The organism is Chloracidobacterium sp. (assembly GCA_016711345.1).
Taxonomy (GTDB): Bacteria; Acidobacteriota; Blastocatellia; order Pyrinomonadales; family Pyrinomonadaceae; genus OLB17.
On record JADJTD010000001.1, the window covers coordinates 3995940 to 4019706 of the forward strand.

Annotated in this window: 22 protein-coding genes; 13 read left to right on the forward strand and 9 right to left on the reverse strand. The window is 48.6% G+C overall.

Annotated features, from left to right (window positions below):
* Window positions 1-18 precede the first annotated feature (18 nt).
* Window positions 19-1143 (reverse strand): DegT/DnrJ/EryC1/StrS family aminotransferase, encoded by a 1125-nt coding sequence (locus IPL32_16855; protein MBK8467488.1) that lies wholly within the window; start codon window positions 1141-1143, stop codon window positions 19-21.
* A gap of 86 nt (window positions 1144-1229) precedes the next feature.
* Here IPL32_16855 and nth point away from each other — a divergent pair, with 86 nt between their 5' ends.
* Window positions 1230-1895: an endonuclease III gene (gene nth / locus IPL32_16860; GenBank protein MBK8467489.1), complete on the forward strand. Its 666-nt coding sequence runs from the start codon at window positions 1230-1232 to the stop codon at window positions 1893-1895.
* Window positions 1896-1989: 94 nt separating this feature from the next.
* Here the strand turns inward: nth and IPL32_16865 are convergent, their stop codons facing one another.
* The 5 genes from IPL32_16865 to IPL32_16885 form a co-directional block, all read right to left on the reverse strand.
* Window positions 1990-3687 (reverse strand): M20/M25/M40 family metallo-hydrolase, encoded by a 1698-nt coding sequence (locus IPL32_16865; protein ID MBK8467490.1) that lies wholly within the window; start codon window positions 3685-3687, stop codon window positions 1990-1992.
* Between the two features lie 504 nt (window positions 3688-4191).
* Complete coding sequence (locus IPL32_16870; GenBank protein MBK8467491.1) at window positions 4192-8130, reverse strand: hypothetical protein; 3939 nt, start codon at window positions 8128-8130, stop codon at window positions 4192-4194.
* Window positions 8051-8560, reverse strand: coding sequence for a hypothetical protein (locus IPL32_16875; protein ID MBK8467492.1), 510 nt, complete (start codon window positions 8558-8560; stop codon window positions 8051-8053). The genes IPL32_16870 and IPL32_16875 overlap by 80 nt, the downstream gene beginning before the upstream one ends.
* Before the next feature lie 453 nt (window positions 8561-9013).
* The gene (locus tag IPL32_16880; GenBank protein MBK8467493.1) at window positions 9014-10690 is read right to left on the reverse strand and encodes a hypothetical protein; all 1677 of its coding nucleotides are present in this window, start codon (window positions 10688-10690) and stop codon (window positions 9014-9016) included.
* Between the two features lie 59 nt (window positions 10691-10749).
* Window positions 10750-11166, reverse strand: a complete 417-nt coding sequence (locus IPL32_16885) for a prepilin-type N-terminal cleavage/methylation domain-containing protein (protein ID MBK8467494.1) — start codon at window positions 11164-11166, stop codon at window positions 10750-10752.
* A gap of 169 nt (window positions 11167-11335) precedes the next feature.
* On the opposite strand from IPL32_16885, the gene IPL32_16890 reads away from it, so the two are divergent.
* The 10 genes from IPL32_16890 to IPL32_16935 all read left to right on the forward strand — a co-directional run bounded on the left by IPL32_16890 (window position 11336) and on the right by IPL32_16935 (window position 17128).
* Window positions 11336-11473, forward strand: coding sequence for a hypothetical protein (locus IPL32_16890; GenBank protein ID MBK8467495.1), 138 nt, complete (start codon window positions 11336-11338; stop codon window positions 11471-11473).
* A gap of 388 nt (window positions 11474-11861) precedes the next feature.
* On the forward strand, window positions 11862-12347 hold the full coding sequence (locus IPL32_16895; protein MBK8467496.1) for a hypothetical protein: 486 nt from the start codon (window positions 11862-11864) through the stop codon (window positions 12345-12347).
* Window positions 12337-12816, forward strand: coding sequence for a hypothetical protein (locus IPL32_16900; protein ID MBK8467497.1), 480 nt, complete (start codon window positions 12337-12339; stop codon window positions 12814-12816). Before IPL32_16895 ends, IPL32_16900 begins: the two co-directional genes overlap by 11 nt.
* The gene (locus tag IPL32_16905) at window positions 12761-13366 is read left to right on the forward strand and encodes a hypothetical protein (protein MBK8467498.1); all 606 of its coding nucleotides are present in this window, start codon (window positions 12761-12763) and stop codon (window positions 13364-13366) included. The genes IPL32_16900 and IPL32_16905 overlap by 56 nt, the downstream gene beginning before the upstream one ends.
* Before the next feature lie 140 nt (window positions 13367-13506).
* Entirely contained in the window at window positions 13507-14511 is a 1005-nt protein-coding gene (locus IPL32_16910) for a deoxyhypusine synthase family protein (protein ID MBK8467499.1), read from the forward strand.
* A 148-nt stretch (window positions 14512-14659) separates the two neighbouring features.
* Entirely contained in the window at window positions 14660-14920 is a 261-nt protein-coding gene (locus tag IPL32_16915) for an arginase family protein (GenBank protein ID MBK8467500.1), read from the forward strand.
* The gene (locus tag IPL32_16920) at window positions 14917-15246 is read left to right on the forward strand and encodes an arginase family protein (GenBank protein MBK8467501.1); all 330 of its coding nucleotides are present in this window, start codon (window positions 14917-14919) and stop codon (window positions 15244-15246) included. Before IPL32_16915 ends, IPL32_16920 begins: the two co-directional genes overlap by 4 nt.
* Window positions 15171-15497 (forward strand): arginase family protein, encoded by a 327-nt coding sequence (locus IPL32_16925; protein MBK8467502.1) that lies wholly within the window; start codon window positions 15171-15173, stop codon window positions 15495-15497. The genes IPL32_16920 and IPL32_16925 overlap by 76 nt, the downstream gene beginning before the upstream one ends.
* A gap of 136 nt (window positions 15498-15633) precedes the next feature.
* Entirely contained in the window at window positions 15634-16599 is a 966-nt protein-coding gene (locus tag IPL32_16930; protein ID MBK8467503.1) for a trypsin-like peptidase domain-containing protein, read from the forward strand.
* Window positions 16577-17128 carry a PDZ domain-containing protein gene (locus tag IPL32_16935; GenBank protein MBK8467504.1) on the forward strand — a complete coding sequence of 184 codons (552 nt, stop codon included), beginning with the start codon at window positions 16577-16579 and terminating at the stop codon, window positions 17126-17128. The genes IPL32_16930 and IPL32_16935 overlap by 23 nt, the downstream gene beginning before the upstream one ends.
* A 1221-nt stretch (window positions 17129-18349) precedes the next feature.
* Here IPL32_16935 and IPL32_16940 read toward each other — a convergent pair.
* On the reverse strand, window positions 18350-19594 hold the full coding sequence (locus IPL32_16940; GenBank protein MBK8467505.1) for a sodium:proton antiporter: 1245 nt from the start codon (window positions 19592-19594) through the stop codon (window positions 18350-18352).
* Between the two features lie 81 nt (window positions 19595-19675).
* Window positions 19676-21028, reverse strand: a complete 1353-nt coding sequence (locus IPL32_16945; GenBank protein MBK8467506.1) for a TIGR00341 family protein — start codon at window positions 21026-21028, stop codon at window positions 19676-19678.
* A 30-nt stretch (window positions 21029-21058) separates the two neighbouring features.
* On the opposite strand from IPL32_16945, the gene IPL32_16950 reads away from it, so the two are divergent.
* Window positions 21059-21247, forward strand: coding sequence for a hypothetical protein (locus IPL32_16950; GenBank protein ID MBK8467507.1), 189 nt, complete (start codon window positions 21059-21061; stop codon window positions 21245-21247).
* Between the two features lie 349 nt (window positions 21248-21596).
* Entirely contained in the window at window positions 21597-22679 is a 1083-nt protein-coding gene (locus IPL32_16955) for a DUF2156 domain-containing protein (protein ID MBK8467508.1), read from the forward strand.
* 187 nt (window positions 22680-22866) lie between these two features.
* Here the strand turns inward: IPL32_16955 and IPL32_16960 are convergent, their stop codons facing one another.
* Window positions 22867-23727 (reverse strand): mechanosensitive ion channel, encoded by an 861-nt coding sequence (locus IPL32_16960; GenBank protein ID MBK8467509.1) that lies wholly within the window; start codon window positions 23725-23727, stop codon window positions 22867-22869.
* Between the last annotated feature and the right edge of the window lie 40 nt (window positions 23728-23767).

Genomic DNA, 23767 nt, shown 5'->3' on the forward strand with positions numbered 1-23767 from the left:
ACTATCAGGTCCTGCATCTTACGTCTCTAAGCGAAAAAACTCTGCTACTGCCTCAGCAACGTATTCTTGTTGTTCGATCCGCAACTCAGGATATATCGGCAGCGCCAGCGTTTCACGCGCAGCCTTTTCGGATTCAGGCATGTCTCCCTCGGAATAACCTAGATACGCAAAACACTCCTGCAAATGCAGCGGAACCGGATAGTAAATATCGGTTCCGATTCCCTTCTCAGTCAGGAATGCGCGAAGTTCATCACGTTTTTGCGGAACGCGGAGAACATATTGATTGTAGATATGTTTTGCGATTGTGCGTTCTATCGGCAGACCGACTTGCTCGGCAGTTCCAAGATCGGTAAACAATCTGCGATAGTTCTCCGCATTTGCTCGACGCTTGTCGGTCCATTCATCGAGATGAGGCAGCTTCACGCGCAGGACAGCACCTTGAAAGCCATCCAGCCGAGAATTTAATCCGACATATTTGTGATAGTACTTTTCTTCGGAACCGTGAACACGCAGGGCAAGCAGTTTTTTTGCGAGAGCATCGTCGTTTGTAGTAACAAATCCGCCGTCACCCATTCCGCCAAGATTTTTGGACGGATAAAAGCTAAAGCAGCCAACCGCTCCCATCGCTCCGGCACGAGTTCCGTTTTCTTCCGCACCGATAGCCTGCGCTGCGTCCTCGACAAGCGGAATTCCGTGCCGCTCGCTGATAGCCTTCAGTCCGGCCATGTCTGAACACTGGCCATAAAGATGAACCGGCTCGATCGCTTTGGTTCGCAGCGTTATCTTTGATTCGACCTTAGAGACATCGAGATTATATGTTTGCGGATCAATGTCAACAAATACTGGCGTTGCTCCAAGCCGCGTGATCGAGCTGACCGTTGCAAAAAAACTGTAGGGCGTTGTAATGACCTCGTCGCCGGGACCAATATCTAACGCCATAAATGCAAGCAAAATAGCGTCGCTTCCCGAGGCACAACCTATTGCATATTTAGTACCGCAATAGGCCGCGAGTTCTTTTTCCAGTTCTGCAACTTCCCCGCCGAGAATGAAGCCATTTGTATCGAGAACACGCCCCAACGCGGCCTCAATTTCTGGACGAAGCGATTGATTTTGTTCTTTTAAGTCGAGCAAAGAAACCTGCATTTTTTTTCACCACAAAGGCACAAAGAGCACAAAGAAATAGTGATTTCTTTGTGTCCTTTGTGTCTTTGTGGTTAAATCTTACCACAATGATCACCGATAAAAAGGCTCGCGCTAACGAGATAATAAAACGGCTGAAAAAGGCTTATCCCGATGCACATTGCGCTTTGAATCACACATCGCCGTTCGAGCTGTTGATCGCGACGATTCTTTCAGCTCAGTGTACCGACGCTCGTGTAAATATCGTCACGGCCGATCTGTTTCGCAAGTATCGAAGCCCCGCAGATTATTTAAAGGTTCCACAGACCGAGCTCGAGAGAGATATACATTCAACAGGTTTCTTTCGCAATAAGTCGAAGAATATTCAGGCAGCATGTGAACGGCTGATCAATCACTACAATGGTGAAGTGCCGAGAACGATGGACGACCTTCTCTCGTTAGGCGGCGTCGCCCGCAAAACTGCGAATGTTGTTATGGGCAACGCATTCGGCATTGCATCGGGAGTCGTGGTTGACACTCACGTCTCGCGTATCTCGCAGCTTTTGGGACTCACAAAAAATAAAACTCCTGAAAAGATCGAGAACGATCTCCAACAACTAATCCCCAAAAAACATTGGGTGATGTTTCCGCATTGGATGATCCATCACGGACGACAAGTTTGCATCGCCCGTCGCCCGAAATGCGGCGAGTGTGTCCTCAATGATATCTGTCCCAAAATCGGGTTGAGCATAACTAAAAAACCTTTAGGAGCTTAAAATCAAAACTCCTCTCTTTCTCTGCGTCCTTTGTGGCTCTGGGGAGAAAATTTCCCGCAAGGTCGCAAAGAACGCAGAGTTTTTTAAAACAGTACTACTTCGTTACGCTTGGTGACGGCGACATAACCGGCGTTGCTGACGGAGAAGGCGTCGTAAGAGCCGGCATCTCACCCGCTTTGAAACGAGGCAGCATCTCATCACGCATCGCCAGCGTATAGACTGCGGCGGCAAATATGATCGCCGACGATTTTGCATCACTCTCGATTATGCGTTCATAAGTGTCGAGGTTAGTGTGCCATGTCACGCCGAAGTATTCGATCGGGTCCTGCGTAGTACCGATTCCCGGCAGTCCTGCGTTGTTGAACGACGTGCTGTCCGTCCCGCCCAATCCCCTGCTTTTGATACTCACAACACCCGCAAAACCGAGATCTGAAAATGGAGCAAGAGCTTCGCGAAGTACCGTAGCAGCCTCAGGTGGGCCAAAGATGCTAAGGCCTCGAGCTCGCCCTGTGCCGGAGTCAATATTGAAGTATCCATTGAATTTGTTAAATTCAGGGGTCGGATTTTCCACCGAACCAAAGTGCCGCTTGACGTAAGCCTGCGAACCGATCAGGCCTTGTTCTTCGCCGCCCCAGCAGGCAACACGGATCGTGCGTCGCGGTTTTACGCCTATCGCTTTTAAGATACGCGCCGCTTCCATCATAGTCGCGCAGCCGATAGCGTTGTCAGTTGCTCCCGTTGCGGAGTGCCATGAATCAAGATGTCCGCCGAGCATGACGACCTCGTCTTTTTTGTCCGATCCATTGATCTCACCGATGACGTTATAGCTTGTCACACCGTCAGGCACTATACGGCTGCGGAGATCGAATTCAAGCTTTACCTTGGTCTTATTGGCAAGCAAACGATAGATTCTGCCGAAATCCTCGTTACGCATCACGACGGTGGGAACCACTTTTGTAATATCGAAAGTCTGGTTGTTAAAAGCTCGTACGGCTCCGCGATCAAGCTGTGATTGGTTAATGCGGACCGCGACGTTGTTTTCGAGAAGAAATCTGTCTAGCTGTTCGCTCACTTGCTCGCCCTTCAAAGCGTTCGGCCTCGGCGTAGGCTGAGCATTATTTCCACCGCCGGGAAAAGGTCCGGGACCGCATTCACCGGGTTTTTTAGTCGGGTCCATTCGACATCTCATCGTTTCTTCGGAAATGCGCTTAGGTGTCGGTTCTTTTGACTGGTCTATAAACGTGGGTTTGCCGACAAGGACGATCTTGCCGTTCACGTCAGCTTTTACGCTATCAAAATACGCAGTCAATTCTGCCTGCGTCGGCATTTGAATAACCTGAGGATTTTCTGCCGACGGAAATGTCGGAATAACAAGACTGACACCGTCCGCAACTACAACGCCTTTTGTCGAAGGCGTCCATGCCAGAACTTCGTATACGAGTGTATCCTGCACCGGGGAGATCATTAGGCCTGTATTACGCTCATTGACCCAGCCCGGATGTCCGAACTCAAACGGCTCAAGAGCAGCGTTATCAAATCCCCACGACAGCATTTCACGCATCGCCCATTTTGCGGCGTTGGTGTAATTTGGGCTGCCCGTTAGCCGCGGCCCGTAAACGTCGCTGAAATAATGAAGCGTGTTCATTATCCTTGAGTTTTCATTCGCTTCCTTGCGAATAGCCGCATATATGTCGGCTTGGGACTTGTCCTGCGCAAATAAATTCAGCGGCAGGATAAATGATTGAAGTAGTAAAACAATAACTGCGTAATGAATGAGTGTCCTGATTTTCATAATATTTGTTCAAATAATACAGTAGATCGGCCAATAAAGTTTCACCAAGTGTCGCGTTTCAATATTGCTTATCAGTGGAACGTCAAATTCGCCGACACTCTGCAACTCATTGCTGCACAATGCTTTATCTCATTTTCAGTCGTCCACCATTCCACACCGTTCCAGCCCCGTTCGACTCTTTATTGGAACGCAGAACTTGTTTATTTTCAACAGTTACAGTCATTTTTCCAGCATATTCCACCACTTTTGAAAAAATGATAAGACGTTGTCTTACACTCAGGCCGCGAACCTTTTTAGACACAAGAGTGCCAAAAAGAGCGTTTCATAGATGCAAGATCATATCATATTCTGCATTCAAAGGCAAGATCTTTTTTTAGGCCGTGAGCCATAAGCGGACATTCCTCTTGAGCGTTGGCTAAAACAAAGCGGCTGTCCTGAAAATTCATGACAGCCGCTTTTCTTAATTCACTCAGCTAAGAATAACCAAGCAATTTTTCTGATTCACTATTCCTGCGGATTAGCGATGAAGTCAACATCTGAGACATTGTCAAAGAGGCTGAGTACCTGGCTAGGCGTCGAGAATGTGTAACGCTGTGAGTTCACCGTTACAACATAAGTTTCGCCTACCGCGAGGCCTTCGATCGAGAAGTATCCGAATGAACCTGTTGACGTGATACGCGGCTCTGCGAGCGAGTTGCCTGTAATAACGACCTTCGCATTGCGTATGCCGGCACCGTCAGCGGTCATCACTCGTCCTGAAACAGAAGCATTAGCTGCTGCTGTGGATGTCAGGAATTCGATACCCCAACCGCCGTTCACACAACCTGTGATGTTAGCAGGTGAGACGAACAACCCGGCATCGTCACGCATGTACAGGCTCCAGACACCGTTAGCATTGGTAAATCTGAAGTTACCATTCAACGTCTGAGTGTCCGTTCCGCCTACAGTGCTGCCCGGTTCGTTATACGGCCCGGCAGGTGCAGGTGCTGCGAAGTTCGGCTGTCCAGCCTCCCAGCTTGTTGGTTCGAATACTCCGGTCGTCAGGGCTCCCGAATTTGGCAGTACCTGACCGGCAGCGTCTGAGAACGTCAAAGTAACAGGGTTAACCAATTCCAGATTGCCTCCGGCATCAGCCTGCAGGATCATCTGTCGTCCCGTCGGGCCGACAAGCAGGAAGTCCATGTGATCCGGTATCTGATGTGCCACATCATAAAGCGATACACGAAGTGCTCCGATCTGTACCGGTCCGCCCGCAACCGTAATGGTTGACGGATACGGTGAAGCCGGCGAACCAAGCGTTGTGCAAATGGCTCCGGCTGCACGGAATGCGTTTGCCGTGTCGTTAATGCTTAGAACAGCCGCACTAGGCGTTCCGACATTTGCACCGGTCAATGTGAGATTGACGGTTTGTGTCGGTTCGACCAGAGTATCGCCACATATCACTACGTTGACACCCTGAGTTGTTTCGCCTGGAGCGAAGGTCACTGACTGCGAAACGCTGATGTAATCAACACCTGATGTACATGCAGCACCGCCCGTTGCTGTGCCGTTCGACGTAGCAAAGTTCACTACGGTCGTACCGGCCAGATTACCCGTACGGTTTATCGCAATAAGCGCCGTCTGCGATTCGTCTTCGACATACGTCGTCGAGCTAAATGCGACCACAGGAGTTCCGCCAGGCGTAGAGGTCGCGGTGGCAGTGGCTGTAGCAGTCGCCGTGTTTGTTGCCGTCGCAGTATTCGTCGGAGTACCTGTTCCCGTCGTGGTGCTTGTCGGCGTACTCGTTGCCGTGTTCGTAGCCGTCGATGTCGGTGTATTCGTCGGTGTGTTTGTTGGAGTAAACGTTGGTGTAAAGGTCGGTGTTCCCGTGCCTCCGCTTACCGTAACACTGCCATTCGTCGTCGCTGCCGGTGGATCACCTTCGTTCCAGACAAATCCAGGATGGAATGTCGGTGTCGGGCTGGTGTAATCCTCAAACACAAGCGTTGTCGATTGTCCCGCAGTGCCGACAATGTTGAACCTCAGGTTCAACAATGTACCGGAACCGGTGAGGCTCGCTGCCTGGAATGCCGAGATGATAAAGTGTCCCGGATTCGAGGTATTTGGCGTGATCGACATCGCACTGCTCAGCGTTCCGACCTGATCGAAACAGGCATTAGCTGTACAGGCAGTTCCACCGGCAGGCTGAAGTATCGCCGGATTGAACGTCACCTGCATATCGTAGGAAATAATTCCTCTGCCCGTTGTATCACCTGCCGTAATAGGCACCACGATCAAACTACCTGTTGCTCCACTTACGTTCGGCAAGCTGACAGTCACCGGATTTACCGAAGGTGTCGATGTAGCAGTTGCCGTCGCAGTATTCGTTGCCGTAGCTGTTGACGTCGGTGTAAATGTGGCGGTCGACGTTGGCGTCGGAGTGTTAGTCCGAGTCGGCGTAAACGTCGGTGTAAATGTCGCCGTAGCTGTTGCCGTCGGTGTAAATGTTGCCGTGGCAGTCGCCGATGGCGTATTTGTCGAGGTCGCAGTATTTGTCGGTGTAAATGTTGCCGTGGCAGATGCCGTTGGCGTATTAGTTGATGTCGCCGTAAACACAGGGGTGTTTGTTGGCGTATTTGTAGCCGTATTTGTCGCCGTCGGTGTTGGCGTAAACGTGGCGGTCGAAGTTGACGTAGCTGTGTTTGTCGGCGTCGGTGTAAACGTTGCCGTATTTGCCGGCGTCGCTGTGTTCGTTGCCGTAGCCGTTTCTGTAGGTGTAGCTGTTCCGGCCGGTATGGTTACACTACCGTTCGTTGTTGATGCAGCCGGATCGCCTTCATTGAACATAAAGCCAGGATGGAAGCCGCCCGTTGGGTTCGTGTAATCCTCAAACGCCAAGTTTGTAGACTGTCCCGGTGTTCCGATCACATTAAACCTTAGATTTATCAGTGTTCCGGACCCTATCAATGCTCCTCCCTGGAATGCAGAGATAATAAGGTGTCCCGGATTCGATGCGTTCGGTGTGATCGACATCGCAGAACTTAGTGTTCCGGCCACATCCGTTGGCGGTGAGGCTGGCGTCACAACTGTCGGGTCAAAGGAGATTTGCGTGTCATAAGAGATCACTCCCAAACCTGTCAGGTCTCCGACCGTTATCGGGATGATCACCACACCTGGTGTCGCAATTACGTTCGGCAACGACACCAATACTCCACTCGGAGTTCCTGCGGGCGTCGCGGTAAACGTTGCTGTTGCCGTGCTCGTCGCGGTGTTGGTTGCCGTATTTGCCGGAGTGTTAGTCGGCGTGTTAGTTGACGTAGCCGTTTCTGTCGGCGTGTTAGTTGACGTAGCCGTTTCTGTCGGCGTATTCGTCGAAGTCGCCGTAAACACAGGTGTGTTAGTTGGCGTATTGGTCGCCGTTGAAGTTGCAGTCGCCGTTTCTGTCGGCGTCGGCGTAAACGTTGCTGTGTTAGCCGCTGTCGGCGTATTTGTTGCGGTATTTGTCGGGGTCGCTCCGCCCGGAATTGTTACGCTTCCGTTTGTCAAAGCGGCCTGCGGATCGCCTTCATTAAACATGAATCCTGGATGGAAGCCGCCAGTCGGATTCGTGTAATCCTCAAATACAAGAGAGGTCGACTGTCCCGGAGTTCCAATTACATTAAATCGAAGATTGATGAGCGTTCCCGAGCCTATCAATGACGCTCCTTGGAATGCAGAAACGATCAGGTGTCCGGCATTGGCCGAGTTCGGAGTTATCGACATTGCACTGCTCAGCGTTCCGACGGTATCCGTGGGCGGTGAGGCCGGCGTCATAACTGTCGGGTCAAACGAGATTTGCATGTCATACGAGATAACTCCCAACCCTGTCAGATCTCCAACAGTTATAGGAATAATAACGAGGCCGGGCGTTGCACTTATGTTTGGCAACGACACTGGCACTCCGCTAGGCGTACCCGCTGCTGTTGGAGTAGCCGTGCTAGTCGCTGTATTGGTTGCCGTATTTGCCGGCGTATTAGTCGGCGTGTTCGTTGACGTTGCCGTAAACACAGGAGTGTTTGTTGGCGTGTTAGTTGATGTTGCCGTAAATACAGGAGTGTTTGTTGGCGTATTCGTCGCTGTGTTCGAAGGCGTATTCGTAGCCGTATTTGAAGGTGTAAATGTCGCAGTCGAAGTAGGCGTTGCTGTCGATGTCGATGTCGCTGTCGGCGTGTCCGTCGGCGTCGGTGTAAACGTTGCCGTGTTAGCCGCTGTCGGAGTATTTGTCGCCGTATTTGTTGGAGTCGAGCCGCCAGGTATAGTCACGCTTCCGCTTGAAGGCACTGCGACCGGATCGCCTTCGTTGAACATAAACCCGGGATGGAATCCGCCGGACGGATTAGTATAGTCATTGAAAACAAGATTGCTCGATTGTCCCGGCGTACCCACAACATTGAAGTTGAGGATAAGCAGTGTTCCCGGAACCAATCACCGAAGCTCCCTGAAATGCCGAGATGATAATGTGTCCCGCATTCGACGTGTTCGGCGTTATAGACATTGAAGAGCTGAGTGTTCCCGTCGTTGTGACAGGTGCAACAGCAGGCGTCAAAACCGCAGGGTTGAAATCCATCTGGAGGTCATATGAGATAACTCCTAATCCTGTCACATCACCCACTGTGATCGGAATAGAGATCGGCCCCGGTGTCGCGTTAATAACCGGAAGCGATACCGCTACAGTATTACCCGCGAGAGCCGATCCGGCAGAGCGAGTGGTAATCGTAATTGTATTCGCAGGTATCGCAGATTGTGCACCGGAAAAAATCGGTGCGACACTACTCTGCAATCCGAAAAACTGTGCTGTCGAGTCTAAAAACCCTAGACGAGAACTGGCACCGTAAGCTGAAACACTTAGCAGCATTGCAAAAATAATAGCCAGAAGTCCAAAGTTTTTTGCAGGGGAAGATCCCTTTGAAAAAGAACTTTTCAGTGAATTTAATATGAATACAAAGGGTGTAACGACACTCTTAACGGTAAACGACGACATAGATATCTCCTTAAGGAATGCTTTTTGATCTCTAGAGCAATTTAAAGAACAATGGTGATAATTCTAATACGGAACACCCGATAAGGTCAACGGGATTTTGCTCATAAATCTACTTAAACCTTGTTTTTAGTAATAATAAAAAGCTTTTTAGTCTTAATTTTTAGTTAAATCCCTAAATCCGAAGCTATTCACCAAAAATCATTTCGATTAGATAACCTGAAACTCATACTTATTCACAACTAAATCTCTGATGTGAGGAGACAGTAAATGGAAAAATGGCCGCGTCACATGAGACGTAGCCATTTCCGATCGTAGAATGAAATTAGCTTAAGGCATTTTGACGTCCATCCGTGTTGAGGATGCAAAACCAGCTGGTTTGCCATCCTTGGTGGTCAGATTTACCTGCTTGTAGCCTTTTTCGTTTCCGAGTTGGTATACCTTTTGCAGATATTCTTCACGTTTTTCTTTTGTCAGATTATCCCATGATGGCAGCATCAACCCGTAGAATGTGTCGCCGGCGATCTTCCCGCTCTTGATGTGCTCACCCAGAATCGAATCACCAAGATCAACAACTGCAACACCTGCCGTCGAAGCCTTCTCCTCGTCAATGGTGCTTGACCACACATATAGGCCTCCGGCAACAAGTATGAGCACAAAACCAACACCGAGCAGCCATCGATTGACATTGCGAACATTGTCGATCAGATTGCCAACGAAAGACGATTCTCCCGCAGGCTTAGTTTCCGCTTTTGTTTGTTCCGGAGTATGTGTTTCAGGTTCGATCGCGTTGTCGATCTCATCGGCTGCGGGTTCCTCGTTGATAACCTCGTCGGTTAACCCATGCAAAAGTTCAACCAGGTCTAGCGATCGGCCTGCAGCATCTGAAACAGACGGATCGTTGAAATCGCCATACTTGATCTGAATGCTTTCCGCATCCATCTTTTGGCGTTCGCGAATGATCAGGCCGACGTAGGCATTGCCGATGCGAATATTACTTTCGATAGCAGCGGCAATTACTGATGGCTCGTAAAATAGTTCGTTTATACTCTCTTTGAAGAGTCGCAGCCGACCGAAAAAGTCGCTTTCGATAAGCTGGTCAAAAAGCGTTGCTCCTTCGGCTTCGTTCGCAAGATCGTCAAAGCTCAAACCGGTCAACATGATCTTTGACTCGTCATGTTCCGCGTCATACAGCGGCACACTCGACCAGTCGCTGTACAGCGTGTTGATATGGCTAAGTATTTCCTCGCGGCCAAAAAGGCATGCCCGTTTGTCCTGACTGATCGGCCTTGAAAAGAGGCGCGTTATAACAAAATCAAACTTCGATCGCACCGTTTCCGAATAAGGAGCATTTCGATAAAATCGGGCGAGGGCCAGTATCGCCTGTGAACTGAGTGCCGGACGTGAATTTTCGCAATATTGACGAATACTTGCAACCGATATATGACTATCACGTTCGATCAGTGCCAATCCCCACGCCTCTGTCTCCTGCATCAGAGCAAATTCAGCAGCCTTATGCTGTTCGGAATTTGAGTTTTCGGAAATGTTCAGGAAATTATTTAGAGCCTTCTTGGCATTAAAATCGTCGAAGGTCTTCGGGACGATCTTCATGTATTCGCGCTCGACGCCGGTCAAAATATGTTCGACCATCTGATGGCTCGAAACTTCAGCAACTGCACGCTTCTTAAAAAACTCCTTGCCGTGCCGGATTCTTTTGGGTTTGGCATGCTTCGTTTTTGCCGCAGCCTGAAATTCCTCTGCGGTCTCCATGAGAACTATCTCTGCTTCGGAGCCTATATCTGATTCGATATTTGAAAATTCGGAGTCCAACTCCGCTATCTCATCATCGAGCGCCGCAAATTCCGGCTGCCCGTCGTCCTTGTCAGGGACTTTTGCGGCTTCCGGAATACCTGTAGCGGCTTTTTTCTTTTGTGCGGCGTCGATTACCGTATTTTCAAGCAGGTTCTCTTCTTTCAGTTCGACAATAAGGTCTTCGAAGACATTCATGGTGGTTCACCTTTCCGGGGGATGGAAATTTAAGGAGGAGGATGGGTAGGGAAGAATTATTAGGGCTGGAGTTGTTCTATCACACCGGACTGTGTGATCCTATATTGGTAAACTTGGCCTTCACCTGTAACCTGCCGGGTAGCAACGATCGTATATCTATCCCTCAATTGCGTATCCGCCGTCTCCTCCAATGTGAAGAGAAACTTTCCTCGGACAAGATCATTTCCTGATGGTGTGCCTAAGCCATTTCCAAGCAGACTGTTTATCTCAGTAAGACGGCCAAACCGGCCGGTTCTTTGAAAGAAGCCAACCTGGGTAGAAGAGATGGTTCGCATGGAGGCAAAAGTGTTGCCGTTTTCTGACGCACGCACAGCCTTTTGAAGAAAAGGAACTGCCAACGCCGCTACAATTCCGATGATCACGACTACTATCAACAGCTCAATTAAAGAAAATCCTTGCTCACTTGATTTTTTCATTACTCTTAAACCTCTGTATTTCTTTATTCAAATCTCACTAATGTGACATTTTTTGGCACTTTACCTTGACAAGATCCGGCATCTTTTTAGACCGGATTTAGTTAACTTCAAGGTTTTTCAAATATTCCGGTATATTCCGGACTGCTGTCTCTTTGTATTAGCAACGGCTATGCCAAAGCCAATTTGGGCTGTTTTTAAAGAAAGTCCGGGTTTATCCGAGAAAGGTGTTTGTTTTTTAGCGGATTTTTATTACGCTATTAGCTTTTCCTTTATTGTTGGTGAGGAGCGATTAGAACTTGAGCGGTAATAGATCAAACAATCGAAACATACGGCATCGATAATTGGGGTGCCGATTACTTTGGTGTAAATCGAAAGGGCAACCTGATAGTTCGTGCGCCGGAAAACGAAAATTTCACCGCCGACGTAAAAGAGATCATTGACGATCTCAGCAAACGCGGCGTCAACACGCCGATCCTACTCCGTTTTCCCCAACTCATCTTCGGACAGATACGAAAGCTGCAAACAGCCTTCCGCAAATCGATAAAAGAATTTGAATATGAGGGCGGCCATCTATGCGTCTTCCCGATGAAAGTCAATTCCAACCGTGCCGTGATCGAGGAATATCTGCGCGAAGGTTCTCGATACGGCTTTGGCCTTGAGGCAGGCTCAAGGCAGAACTTTACGCCGCTCTTGGCGTGGAACAGGCAAAAGACAGCTTGCTTGTCCTCAATGGTTTTAAGGACAGAGAGTTTATCCAGCTTGCTTTTGCCGGAGCTTCGGCGGGCAAGAATGTTGTCATTGTTATCGAAAAATTGAGCGAGCTCGATCACACGCTAGCGATCGTCGAGGAAACTAAAAAAGAAAATCCGGATGCCGATATTCCGATGATCGGAGTCCGTGTAAAACTTTATTCAAAAGGCTCAGGAAAATGGGAAAAAAGCGGCGGCGAAGCGGCCAAGTTCGGCCTGACGACGACGGAAATTCTTGAGGTCATTCGACGTCTGCAGGAAGCCGGACGAATTGATATGCTTCGGCTGCTGCACTTTCATATCGGCTCACAGCTTACCGACATCAAGCGTATCAAGAACGCGATGAAAGAGGCCGCCCGCACCTATGCCAAGATCGTAAAAATGAAGATACCAGATCGAGTATCTCGACGTCGGCGGCGGAATGGCGGTTGATTACGATGGTTCGCGAACATCCTTTGAATCATCAGCAAATTACAACGCCCGCGAGTTTGCAAACGATGTGATCTATGTGATCAAAACTGTCTGCGACGATGAGAATGTCGCACACCCGACGATCATCCAGGAATCCGGGCGATATTTATCGGCATATCACGCGATATTGGTAACCAACATCCAGGACGAGATCGAAACGGTAGTCGAAAGCCATACTGCGATGACGTTTGAGAAAGATGATCCTCAGATCGTTCGTGAGCTTTTTGACCTGCGTGAAACGATCAACGGAAAGAACTATCGCGAGTATTATCACGACGCGCTCGAAAACCGCGATGAACTTTTCACGATGTTCAATCTCGGCCTCATATCGCTTGAGGCAAAGGGCAAAGGCGAGGTCCTGTTTTGGGACATCTGTGAAAAAAGCGGACCAATTCGCTCAGCTAAAGAAGTATGTTGCCGAAGAATTTGATGAATTGCGGCGTTTGATGTGTGCAAAATACCTTGCAAATTTCTCAGTTTTTCGGTCAATGCCGGACAATTGGGCTCTTGAACAATTATTTCCGATCATCCCGATACATAAACTCAACAAAAAGCCCACAGAATATGCTACGCTATGTGATATAACCTGTGATTCCGACGGTATAGTGGATAAATTCGTCGATCTGCACGATATTAAGCCGGTGCTCGAATTGCACAAGCTTACTAAAGGGGAAAGTTATTACCTTGCGATGATGCTCGTCGGCGCCTATCAGGAGGTTATGGGAAACAACCACAACCTTTTCGGTGTTCCGCACGAGGCTCACGTGTTTATCGGCGAGGACGGCTACATCATTAAAAAAGTGATTTACGGCGCGACACTAGGCGATGCAGTTGGTTCCGTTAGATTTGATCCGGGCCAATTGAACGACACTTTTCGCAAATCGGTTTTACAAAGGATCAAGGAAGGCCGCCTTTCAAATAGTGAAGGCAGCAAGATCATAAATTTTACGAGGACCAGGTTGAAAGTTATACATACCTGACTCCGAATGGAAAGAAAAAGTAAGCAGTTGGCAGCAGGTCTCCTTATGCCGACGAAATATTAAATATATATAGAAGAAAATTATGGTAGCTCAAAAAGAAAACAAAGTCTTCGAAATTCCTGTCTGTTCCAACGCGTCCGGTGCCTATCGATCGTGACCGTTCAGTAGCAGGGCTTCTCGAAAAAATGGAAGGTGCGGGTTTCGGTGCAAAACAGCTTGCCGAAGCACATCGTATATGGTTGGATATGCTCGACGACAACTCGACGATCTATCTTTGCGGTTCCGGCAATCTGATCACATCCGGCATGAGACGTCTTATTGCATATGTAATTAAGAATCGATTCGTAGATGTAATAGTGATGTCCGGCACAGTGCTGTACAACGACATTCACGAGATCCTCGGACGCAGCCATTATCAGGCCCACCCGAACATGAGTGACGAGGATCTGGAAGCAGCCGACATACGACGAGTCGGCGACGTGATCGCTAATCGCGAAGAATATCAGGAAGCAGACGAGTGGATTGGCAGCGTCATCAATCAGCTTGAACTAAGCCGTTCCTATTCGATCCGTGAATTCCTACACTTGATGGGCCGCGAACTGTCTGAGATCGCACACGAAGACGGTATTTTGACTTCGGCATTTAAGTCACGTATTCCCGTTTTTTGTCCTGACCTTCCAGGTTCCGAGATCGCGATCGGCATAGCGCGGGCAAAATTTGAAAAGAAGATCCAGATCGCGTTCGATACGACTCAGGATTCGATGGAGTTGATGCAGATCGCGCATAAAACGCGGCACTCGGCTCTCATATCTCTCGGCAGCACGCAAAGCCACAACATGCTTAATGTCGCCGAAATTTCGTCTTACATTACGCGAACCAATCCTCGCGGTCATAAATACGCAATCTCGATCGCAACGGACTCCGCGACGCTTGATGCTCGTATGCCATCATTCGGTGGCAGCCATACTTCGGCTTTTGGAAAGCTGGTTCGAGGTGCAACCACCGCGAACGTAACGTGTGATCCGTCTATCGCATTGCCAATGATCATTACGGCTCTTTCGCAAACAGCCGCTAAGTTTATGAAAGGCCGTAAACGTCCGACGTTCAGCTTTTCGGGCAAAGATATGAACATTGACGTACCTTAAAAGACAAAACGTACAATGCAAAATGCACAATGAATGAGGTTTTATCATTGTGCATTTTGCATTTTGAATTACATCATTAAAGACATGTCTGAATCTGAAGAATTACCAATGAATTTTGGCGGGATCGACGAGGAGCAATATTCCTCATTTGATTCTGCGTGTTTTGGTTCTTCCCGTTTCGTACGAGGGAACAGTTTCATATGGCACAGGTACTGGAGCTGGAGCGATGGCAATAGTAGACGCCTCGCGCAATATGGAGCTCTACGAAGAGGAAACCGATTCGGAAGTTTATAAGATCGGGATCCACACGCTGCCAGAATTCACTCCGCGTGAAACGCCGGAAGAGATGATGTCTGGTCTTTATGACTACACAACGAACGTTCTAAAACAGATAAATTTCTTTGCATGATCGGCGGCGAACATTCGGTGTCCGCCCCGATCATCAAAGCCCATAACGAGAAATACGAAAACATGAGCGTTCTGCAGATCGACGCCCACGCAGATCTTCGCGACGCATACGACGGAACACCTCACTCTCACGCATCCATCATGGCCCGCGTAGTAAAAGATCTGCGTATCCCAGCGGTCCAGGTTGGCATACGTTCGATCTCTGGTGACGAAGCTCGCTCACTGAAAGAAGATCTGCCTACACGAATATTTTGGAGCGGGACATTGCTGGAAAAACAGACTGGATCGATGAAGCGGTCGATTCCCTTACCGACAATGTATATCTAACCATCGATATTGACGGTCTCGACCCGAGCATAATGCCCACGACCGGCACGCCGGAACCCGGTGGATTAGGCTGGTACGAAACTTTAACCCTGATCCGCAAACTCGCTGAAAAGAAAAGAGTTGTGGGCATGGACCTCGTCGAGTACTCTTACTTTGAAAATTACGACGCTCCGGCATTTCTATGTTCAAAGCTGGTATATAAATCTCTCGCCTACATCTTCAACAATCAGACGCCAAAAGTCTCGACGTAACCGAAATTTGCTCAGTCTTTCGTACATTTATTTTCCGAACAATCCTTTTAGATGATTCGTAGTACACAGTTGCTTGAAGCATATAAAATAAAGCGTAATATTGAAAAATGGCATTCTTTATTTGGAGTATAATTCGATGAATATTAAGAAATTATTTGTAATTGGATCCATCGCATCCGCTGCATTCGCTTCGGGATGCAAAACCAATCTTTTGGCTGGTGGCCAAGAACTACCTGTTGCCAATCAACAGCCGGTCCAGTCTGCACCAGTCGTGGTGGAAGGAATGCGGACGTCATACGCTGACGTTGTTGAGAAAACTTCGCCCGCGGTCGTTCGCATCGAGGCCGATCATAAAGAAAAAGCGTCGCCGAGAACTGAGTTTCCCGGCGGAGACGATTTCTTTAAACAATTCCAGATTCCAATGCCCAGACAAAATCAGCGTCCTCAGATACAGCACGGCCTCGGCTCCGGAGTCGTTGTTGATGCGGGCGGCACGATCCTGACAAACTATCACGTCGTAGAAGGCTCCGATAAGATCACTGTCGCCATGAGCGACAACAAAACCTACGAGGCCAAGATCGTCGGCACCGATCAGCCTAGCGATCTCGCAGTATTAAAGATAGAAGCAACAAATCTTCCCTTTCTCAATCTTGGCAATTCCGACAATGTTCGCGTTGGCGACATCGTTCTCGCGATCGGCAATCCGCTCGGAATCGGCCAGACCGTAACTGCCGGAATCATCTCTGCAAAGGGCCGTCGGACCGGTCTTAGTGACGGCAGCTACGAAGATTTTCTGCAAACCGATGCACCGATAAATAAAGGCAATTCCGGCGGAGCTCTTGTAAACCTTAACGGCGAACTGATAGGCATAAATTCGCAAATTCTATCTGGAGGCTCAGGCGGCGGAAACATCGGCATCGCCTTCTCGATTCCGTCAAACATGGCTAAGTCTGTGATGGAACAGCTGATAAAGGACGGCAAGGTCCGACGCGGCATGCTGGGAATAAATATTCAGGACATTACCGAGGACACTGCTCAGGCATTAGAACTAAAAGACAGAAGCGGTATTCTCGTTAGCGGTGTTAAACCCGGAAGCAGCTGAAAAAGCCGGGATCAAACGTCGTGACATCATCATCGCTATCAATGGCGAAAAGATAGAGACCAGTAATGTTCTACGAAATAAGGTCGCGGGAACACTGCCCGGAACCGATATACAAATCACGGTCGTTCGTGATGGTAAAGAATTAGAACTTACAGCAAATTTGGATGAGTTCGACAATGGTGAGTCAAAGAAATTAGGAACAAATCAGGAAGGCGAAGAGGATAATTCCGGACCGGCAAATCAGAGCGGCAAACTTGGTTTAAGTTTGCAACCAGTAACGCCGCAGATCGCTAAACAACTCGGACTCGATTCCGATTCCGAAGGTGTTGCTGTGACGGAAGTCGATCCGAACGGCCCGGCGGCCGAAGCCGGGATTGATCGCGGTGACGTTATCCTTGAGTTAAATCAAAAACCGGTAAATTCAGTAGCAGATGTTAAATCAGCACTGGGTTCAGCGGAGAGCAAACCCGTCCTCTTGCTGATAATCCGTCGAGGACAGACGATCTACCTCACGGTCAAACCCGAATAGCTGTAAGCTAACAAATGTAGCGAAATGGAAAAACTCCCGGTTCATAATTGAACCGGGAGTTTTATTTTGGTCGGGACGACTGGATTTGAACCAGCGACCTCTCGCACCCCAAGCGACACAAGGGGCTTTTCGTACTTTGTCAAAATCAATCAAAACATCCTAAAATCAACACTTTACACTCTCTGCCTGATTCTCCATGATTCGCCTTGATCCAGGAAAGTGCAACCAACCTGCAACCAACTTTCTCTGTCTTAGCTTGTCAATCTTCGTAGCAAAAACCAACATTTCACACCATATCATAACACTTAGTTCTTTTGCCAACAGACTACGTTATTGTCGAAATCCATGGACCCGGATACACAAGGGAATGAGTAGCTAATATACCATACTTAGTATCTTATTCGCTGAAAGCAAACTAATACATCACTCGTGGGGTCTTATGAGATTTGATGGATCACGATATCGATGGAGCCATTTTCAAACAAAAGGGCTCGACTAGAGCAGTTTCGCTTGAAAACTTTCAGCACTTCCGGAGATCTCGCAAATCGTCGCTTCGATTTCATCGATCTCTTCATCCGTAAGCTGCGGAAATTCGCTTTCCTTTTTACCCTTAGACAAAACTCCACGATAAGGACACCCGCTAATCACGTCTATCGACGATTTCCATTATTTTTGCAGAGCGTCATCAAATATGACCAGAAATCCAAGCTCTTCGCCGAGGTCCCGCCGTATCGTTTCATTAACGCAATGAATTAAGAATTCCGCGAAGGCCATGGGAGACAATGAGTGCGGAAACCTTAAATCACCCAACTTCTTATTGACGTGACAGGTTCGATAACAAAAAGATGCCTTCGAAGCCCCGTATAGATTGAGAAGGAACTGAGAAAGCACCTCGCGGGATCCTTAAACGATTACAGCATTCGCAACCGGGATTACTATTGCCGCTTGCTCAAGTCTGCAATTACTTCTTTGATCCCGGTTCCGGCTATTGTAAAGAGCAACGGGCCCGCTTGTATTGTTACTCTAGTCACCAGCCGGTGATCGGCCATGCCTTTGGTTTTAAAATGGATTTGGGTGCGAGACGCTTGAAAGGCTCCCTTTACGACGTATCCCGCGACAAGCGCGGTCGGGGAATCGATCCCAGCATCTTTGTTCTTCTGTACAATCGTACTCGCCGCTGGAAACGCTCCAGCCGAAGCTGCCGAATTAGTTTGTTGTCTATTACTTGGGCTCGGCTGCGGTTAGGTGTTTTGCGAGTCTGCCGACGGTCAAACCCTGTACTAAAATCGAGAAAGCGACCACGAAATAAGTCAATGCAACCCAGAGGTCTTTGCCGAATTCTGGCCTTAAGGACAAGGCAAGAGCGATGGAGATGCCGCCTCGCAGACCGCCCCAGACGAGCATCAGTATCGTGTGATGTTTTACTTCCACCTTTAGCCGAATGATCTGCGAAGGCAGAAAGATCGAAATATAGCGTGTCAGCAAAACTACCGGAATGGCGATCAGGCCCAGAACGATGAAGCTCGAGGTGAATTTGATCACCAGGAGCTCAAGTCCGATTATGACGAAGAGTAAGGCGTTCAAGACCTCGTCGATAAGTTCCCAAAACTTGTCGATATATTCTTCTGTGATCTCCGACATGGCGTGCTTCTTGCCCTGATTACCGACGATGATCCCGGCGACGACCATAGCCAACGGACCGGAAACGTGAAGATAGTGTGCAAGAGTATAACCGCCCATTACCATCGCGAGTGTCAGAAGTATCTCGACGGAGTAATTGTCGATACTTCTCATCAGCAAATATCCGACATAGCCGATCAAAAGACCGAATAAGAGTCCGCCGATCGCTTCCTGGATAAAAAGCGTTGATACTTCGAAGAATGTCGGGGGAACAGGCTTTTGTGCGATCTCAAGGATGGTCAGGAAAACGACCACTCCGACACCGTCATTGAACAGCGACTCGCCTGTTATCTTCATTTCAAGGTCTTTTGGTACTTTTGCTTGTTTCAAAACGCCTAAGACGCCGATCGGATCTGTAGGTGCTATCAACGAACCGAACAAAAGGCAATGAAGGAAAGGCATGTCGATGTGAAAGAGCGGAAGCAGGTAGAACATCGCTCCACCGATGACAAATGTCGCGATGACCACGCCAAAGGTGGAATAGAGGGTCACGGACCAAAGAACTTTCTTGAGCTCGGAAAACTTAATGTGAATCGCGCCCGCAAACAATAGAAAACTCAACATCGAACCCATCAGGAGTTCAGAAAAGTCAAAGTTGGCTAAAGCAGCGGTGGCTTCGTGGAGAAAGAACGGCGAGATGGTTCCAATGATGATCAAAACGATCGAGCTCAGGAGCGATAGAAACATCAGCCCTATCGTTGAAGGCAGTTTGATGAAGCGATGATTAATGTACGCAAACGCAGCCGCTAAAACGATCAGGATCGAAAATGTATCGAATATCTTCATATATTTGGGCCTAACCCATACGAAAGCCCTGCTTTTTGGGCCAGACCGCTACAAATCGTCATAAATAGACCAGAGTTTCCATTACTTTTCTTTCGGTTGAGTAACTTTGGTAGAAACATCATTTTGGAACGAAGTTAGTACAGTCTCCGTTTTGACGCGAACCTTTATCCAGTCCTCGATCTTCTTTCGATCCGCATCTATGATCGGCTGTTTCGATCTGACTGCGGCGATCCAGACATTCTGGCTACCAGTTTCGTCATGGGTGGCCGCCGGTTGGATCACCGCCGACGAGACTTGCGGGTATTGAATTTTTAGTTCGGCAAAGACCTGATCGCTGAGAGCTCTCTGGCCATCGATCGTATCCACCCGCTTTTTCAACTCCTGGAGCTGAGTTTCCCGCTCGCTAAGTGCCGCGCTTAGCTTTTTCGCCTCGGTGTCTTGCTTGGTGTCGTTATTGCTTTCGCTGTCTCTGAGATAAGCGAACCCTTGCTGGATCTCGAGTTTTATATTCTCGAGGCCGTACGGCGGTAATTTCCTCTTCAAAGCGTCGATCTCAGCTTCCGAGATCAGGTCGCCGCCGTAGGTGAGCTGGATCGTTTTTGCTTTGGCGTCGATGTTCTTCTTCAGGAGATAATCGTTTGGAAAGATCGCCTCGCTATCTATAAACTTGTTGGCCTGTTGCCGGAAACGATTTTGCTGAACAATATCATACCCAAAATAGATACTCGGCAGGATGGTGATTATGACTACCACCCAAACGACCCGTTTAGAGACCACTTCGTCATGTTCATCGGACAGGTGTTTTGACGGGAATTTTAGGAAACGGGCCGTTACCAGCGTGGCGAGAGCAATAAAAACTGTATTAATGACAAATAAATATATCGCACCGCTAAAGTAGGTAAAATTCCAATTCGCGATCCCATATCCTGCGGTGCAAAGCGGCGGCATAAGAGCAGTCGCGATGGCAACGCCGGGTATTACGTTGGCCTTTTTCTTACTTGAAACAGCGAGGATGCCGGCAAATCCGCCAAAGAGTGCGATCAGGACATCATAAATATTTGGTGATGTGCGCGAAAGGATCTCTGATGACGCATCACGGAGAGGCGACATCGTAAAGTAAATGGTCGATGTCGTAAGGCCAACGATCAGGGCAAACGCGTAATTGTAAAGTGACTTGCGTAACAGAGCGAGGTCATTGATCGCCATTCCCATGCCGAGGCCCATGATTGGCCCCATTAACGGTGAAACCAACATTGCTCCGATAACGACAGCGGTGGAATTGACGTTCAACCCGAGCGACGCAATAAAGATCGCGAAAACGAGGATCCAAAGATTTGTCCCCGTAAACTCAACACCGCTATCAATATTCTGAATTACAGTTTCCGGATCCTCTTTCTCGCCATTGAGACGAAAGTGTTTCAAAATGTTTTCCATTGCAAGTGCCGTAATTATAGCAGGTACTAAATGGCTTGTTCCGCCCAGCCGGTGAGGGTGCGGTGCATGTCGCCGTCGATGGTCGGGGAACCTACGGCAGAGATGGTTTCGGCTTGGACGCGGATGATGTCCGTCATTGTGATGATGGCGAGAAATTTCCTGCCGTCGCCGCGTTCGACTACCGACGGCTGGCGGTCCCGCCGCACAATGCGCCGATAATCAAGGTCAAGATAAAGACCCGTTGCGATTCATTTGGGATGAATTGCATAAATAGCCGTAACAGCATTAGTTTGAAGACCCGCCATTGCGGCATCCAAAGTCGGCGATGTGTTTTTAGCCTTTTTTGAAACGCCCTAAATTTGGAACTGGTTCTTTTCATCGATGATTAGAGATTTGCAGTCAAAAGAATTGAATACAGCATAATGATAACAAGTGAAACGGAGGTTAGAAACTTTTTACGCGGACATGGGCAAGTAGTCCTCCGAATGTAAACGTATGCAAGCTCATGCGAAGCACCTGACGTGAGATAATGGGATCGTTTTCAATTTGTGCGTGGACCATGGATATAATGGAACTACAAGATTCTCAACAAAACAATCTTGCGGTTGAGAGAACTCGTCAGATAGTTTCGGCTCACGGCTGGAATTCAACGGCGTATCAAATTCTCAATCCCGGTATACGTCGATGGTTTTCCGAGTCGGACGATGCCGTTACGGGCTATGTCACAACTAGACGAGCTTGGGTCGTCGTCGGTGCCCCGGTTTGCACGATTGAGCGTTTGGAGGAGGTTGTTGCCGAATTTGAAACCGAGGCGGCACACGATAACAAGCGAGTTTGCTATTTTTGCGCCGAAGCGAGGCTGGAGTCGGTTTTTACAAACTCGACAACACACGCCAAAGTGCTTTTGGGTGCTCAGCCGGTCTGGAACCCTCAGAACTGGGCGGAACGCGTGTCCGAAAACAGATCGCTTCGGAAGCAGCTTAACCGGGCATGCAACAAAAATGTAATAGTTACCGAATGGTCAGCCGAACAGGCATTTGCAAGCGCAGAGTTGCTCAACTGTTTACACGACTGGCTTAGAGCGAAGGGGTTGCCACCGATGCACTTTATGGTTGAGCCGGAAACGCTCAGCCGGTTATTCGACCGGCGGGTATTTGTGGCCGAACGTGATGGGGCGGTAGTTGGATTTGTGATGCTTTCACCGGTTCCGATGCGAAACGGTTGGCTTTTTGAACAATACGTACATAGTCCCGACTCGCCAAATGGCACGGTCGAATTGATGATCGACGCGGCGATGAGGGCATTATCGAATGGTCAAAGTGAGTATGCCACTCTAGGACTCTCGCCGCTATCAAACAGATCTGAGATAGAACCATTTAAAAATCCGGTGTGGCTGAGCCTCCTGCTCACATGGATTCGTGCTCACGGAAGGAGATTCTACAATTTTGAGGGGCTTGATACTTTTAAGGCGAAATTTCGCCCTGAGAGATGGGAGCCTGTATTTGCGATATCCAACGAGCCGCGGCTGTCGCCTGGCACTCTGTATGCCATTACGTCCGCATTCAGCGGAAATGCTCCGATACGCCTGTTTTTAGGTGGATTGCGGCGAGCGGCCAGTACTGAGATTTGTTGGCTAATTCGGAAACTGTAAAATTGGGACACGGAAAGAACGAACAGGTCACTGCCCATTGCTGTACAGTACAGCAATCATGTTCCCTCCTAACTGTGCGTCACAAAACGTCTTATCAATTGGACTCATCGGTAATAAAACCTTAATTTTTTAAGAAAGATCGTCGTAAATCGAAATAGGATCATCATTGGACCCGAAGTTTGTTTAATCACGAGTTGTTAGACAACCGAACGTCGAATACGGGCGTTTCGACGATTTGGAATGTAGCGGAGGCGAAGCCGACCTTCCCGTCCGTCTTCTCAAACTCATCCAGAATAAGAGTAAAAAGCGCGTCTTTTGTCACTCGCCGTTTTTTGAAATCGACGATATAACGAACGGTGAACTCGATCCAATTGTCGTTGGCGATCAACGTGACCATCGGTTCTGTGGACGCGTTTTCCAGCAAGAATCTTCTTGAGAAATCCTGCCATTCGGACGCTGCATTTTTTGAATAGACTCCGACAAGGTCCTTGGAAATATCTTCGAGAATCTTTCGAGCTAACCGATGATCGCTTCCGTATTTTACGGGCACCGTGATCTCGTCCCACAAGAATGGAAAATCTCCGGAATAATTATAGACCGGAGCTTTGAAAACAAAGCTGTTGGCCACCCGAACGAGCCTGCCCGTGTAAAGGTCTCCGTTAACCCATTCGCCGACTTCCATCAGCGTTGTTCGTAGGAAACTTACATCGATAACGTCGCCCCTTATTCCGCCGACCTCGACCCGGTCGCCAGGGTTGTAAAATCCGGCAAACGATATGGCGAACCAGCCCGCACAACTGGCTATCACCTCCTGCAGAGCGAACGCGATACCAGCACCCGCGACACCGAGGGCGACCGTCAGGCCGCCAAGTCGGTCGCTAAATATTATCGAGAGGATCAGGACTACAACGATGTATCCGATGACGAAGGAGCATCCACAATTACCCAACCTCAAATAGACACTTGAGTCGGGCCGCTTCGGATCCTCGTTATTACGAGGGACCCTTTTTGATCGATGTATGTGACCCGCGTCGCCAACCAAAAGTATTTTTTGTACTGGCGCTTAATTCTACGTTGGACATTGGTCG

What these genes read in the sequence shown, in the direction of transcription:
- IPL32_16955 (MBK8467508.1), top strand. Translation starts at nt 21,597, where the DNA reads ATGGAACTACAAGATTCTCAACAAAACAATCTTGCGGTTGAGAGAACT.
- IPL32_16865 (MBK8467490.1), bottom strand. Translation starts at nt 3,687, where the DNA reads ATGAAAATCAGGACACTCATTCATTACGCAGTTATTGTTTTACTACTT.
- IPL32_16945 (MBK8467506.1), bottom strand. Translation starts at nt 21,028, where the DNA reads ATGGAAAACATTTTGAAACACTTTCGTCTCAATGGCGAGAAAGAGGAT.
- IPL32_16885 (MBK8467494.1), bottom strand. Translation starts at nt 11,166, where the DNA reads ATGAAAAAATCAAGTGAGCAAGGATTTTCTTTAATTGAGCTGTTGATA.
- IPL32_16875 (MBK8467492.1), bottom strand. Translation starts at nt 8,560, where the DNA reads ATGCTGCTAAGTGTTTCAGCTTACGGTGCCAGTTCTCGTCTAGGGTTT.
- IPL32_16930 (MBK8467503.1), top strand. Translation starts at nt 15,634, where the DNA reads ATGAATATTAAGAAATTATTTGTAATTGGATCCATCGCATCCGCTGCA.
- IPL32_16855 (MBK8467488.1), bottom strand. Translation starts at nt 1,143, where the DNA reads ATGCAGGTTTCTTTGCTCGACTTAAAAGAACAAAATCAATCGCTTCGT.
- IPL32_16940 (MBK8467505.1), bottom strand. Translation starts at nt 19,594, where the DNA reads ATGAAGATATTCGATACATTTTCGATCCTGATCGTTTTAGCGGCTGCG.
- IPL32_16880 (MBK8467493.1), bottom strand. Translation starts at nt 10,690, where the DNA reads ATGAATGTCTTCGAAGACCTTATTGTCGAACTGAAAGAAGAGAACCTG.
- IPL32_16890 (MBK8467495.1), top strand. Translation starts at nt 11,336, where the DNA reads ATGCCAAAGCCAATTTGGGCTGTTTTTAAAGAAAGTCCGGGTTTATCC.
- nth (MBK8467489.1), top strand. Translation starts at nt 1,230, where the DNA reads ATGATCACCGATAAAAAGGCTCGCGCTAACGAGATAATAAAACGGCTG.
- IPL32_16920 (MBK8467501.1), top strand. Translation starts at nt 14,917, where the DNA reads ATGATCGGCGGCGAACATTCGGTGTCCGCCCCGATCATCAAAGCCCAT.
- IPL32_16950 (MBK8467507.1), top strand. Translation starts at nt 21,059, where the DNA reads ATGGCTTGTTCCGCCCAGCCGGTGAGGGTGCGGTGCATGTCGCCGTCG.
- IPL32_16900 (MBK8467497.1), top strand. Translation starts at nt 12,337, where the DNA reads ATGGCGGTTGATTACGATGGTTCGCGAACATCCTTTGAATCATCAGCA.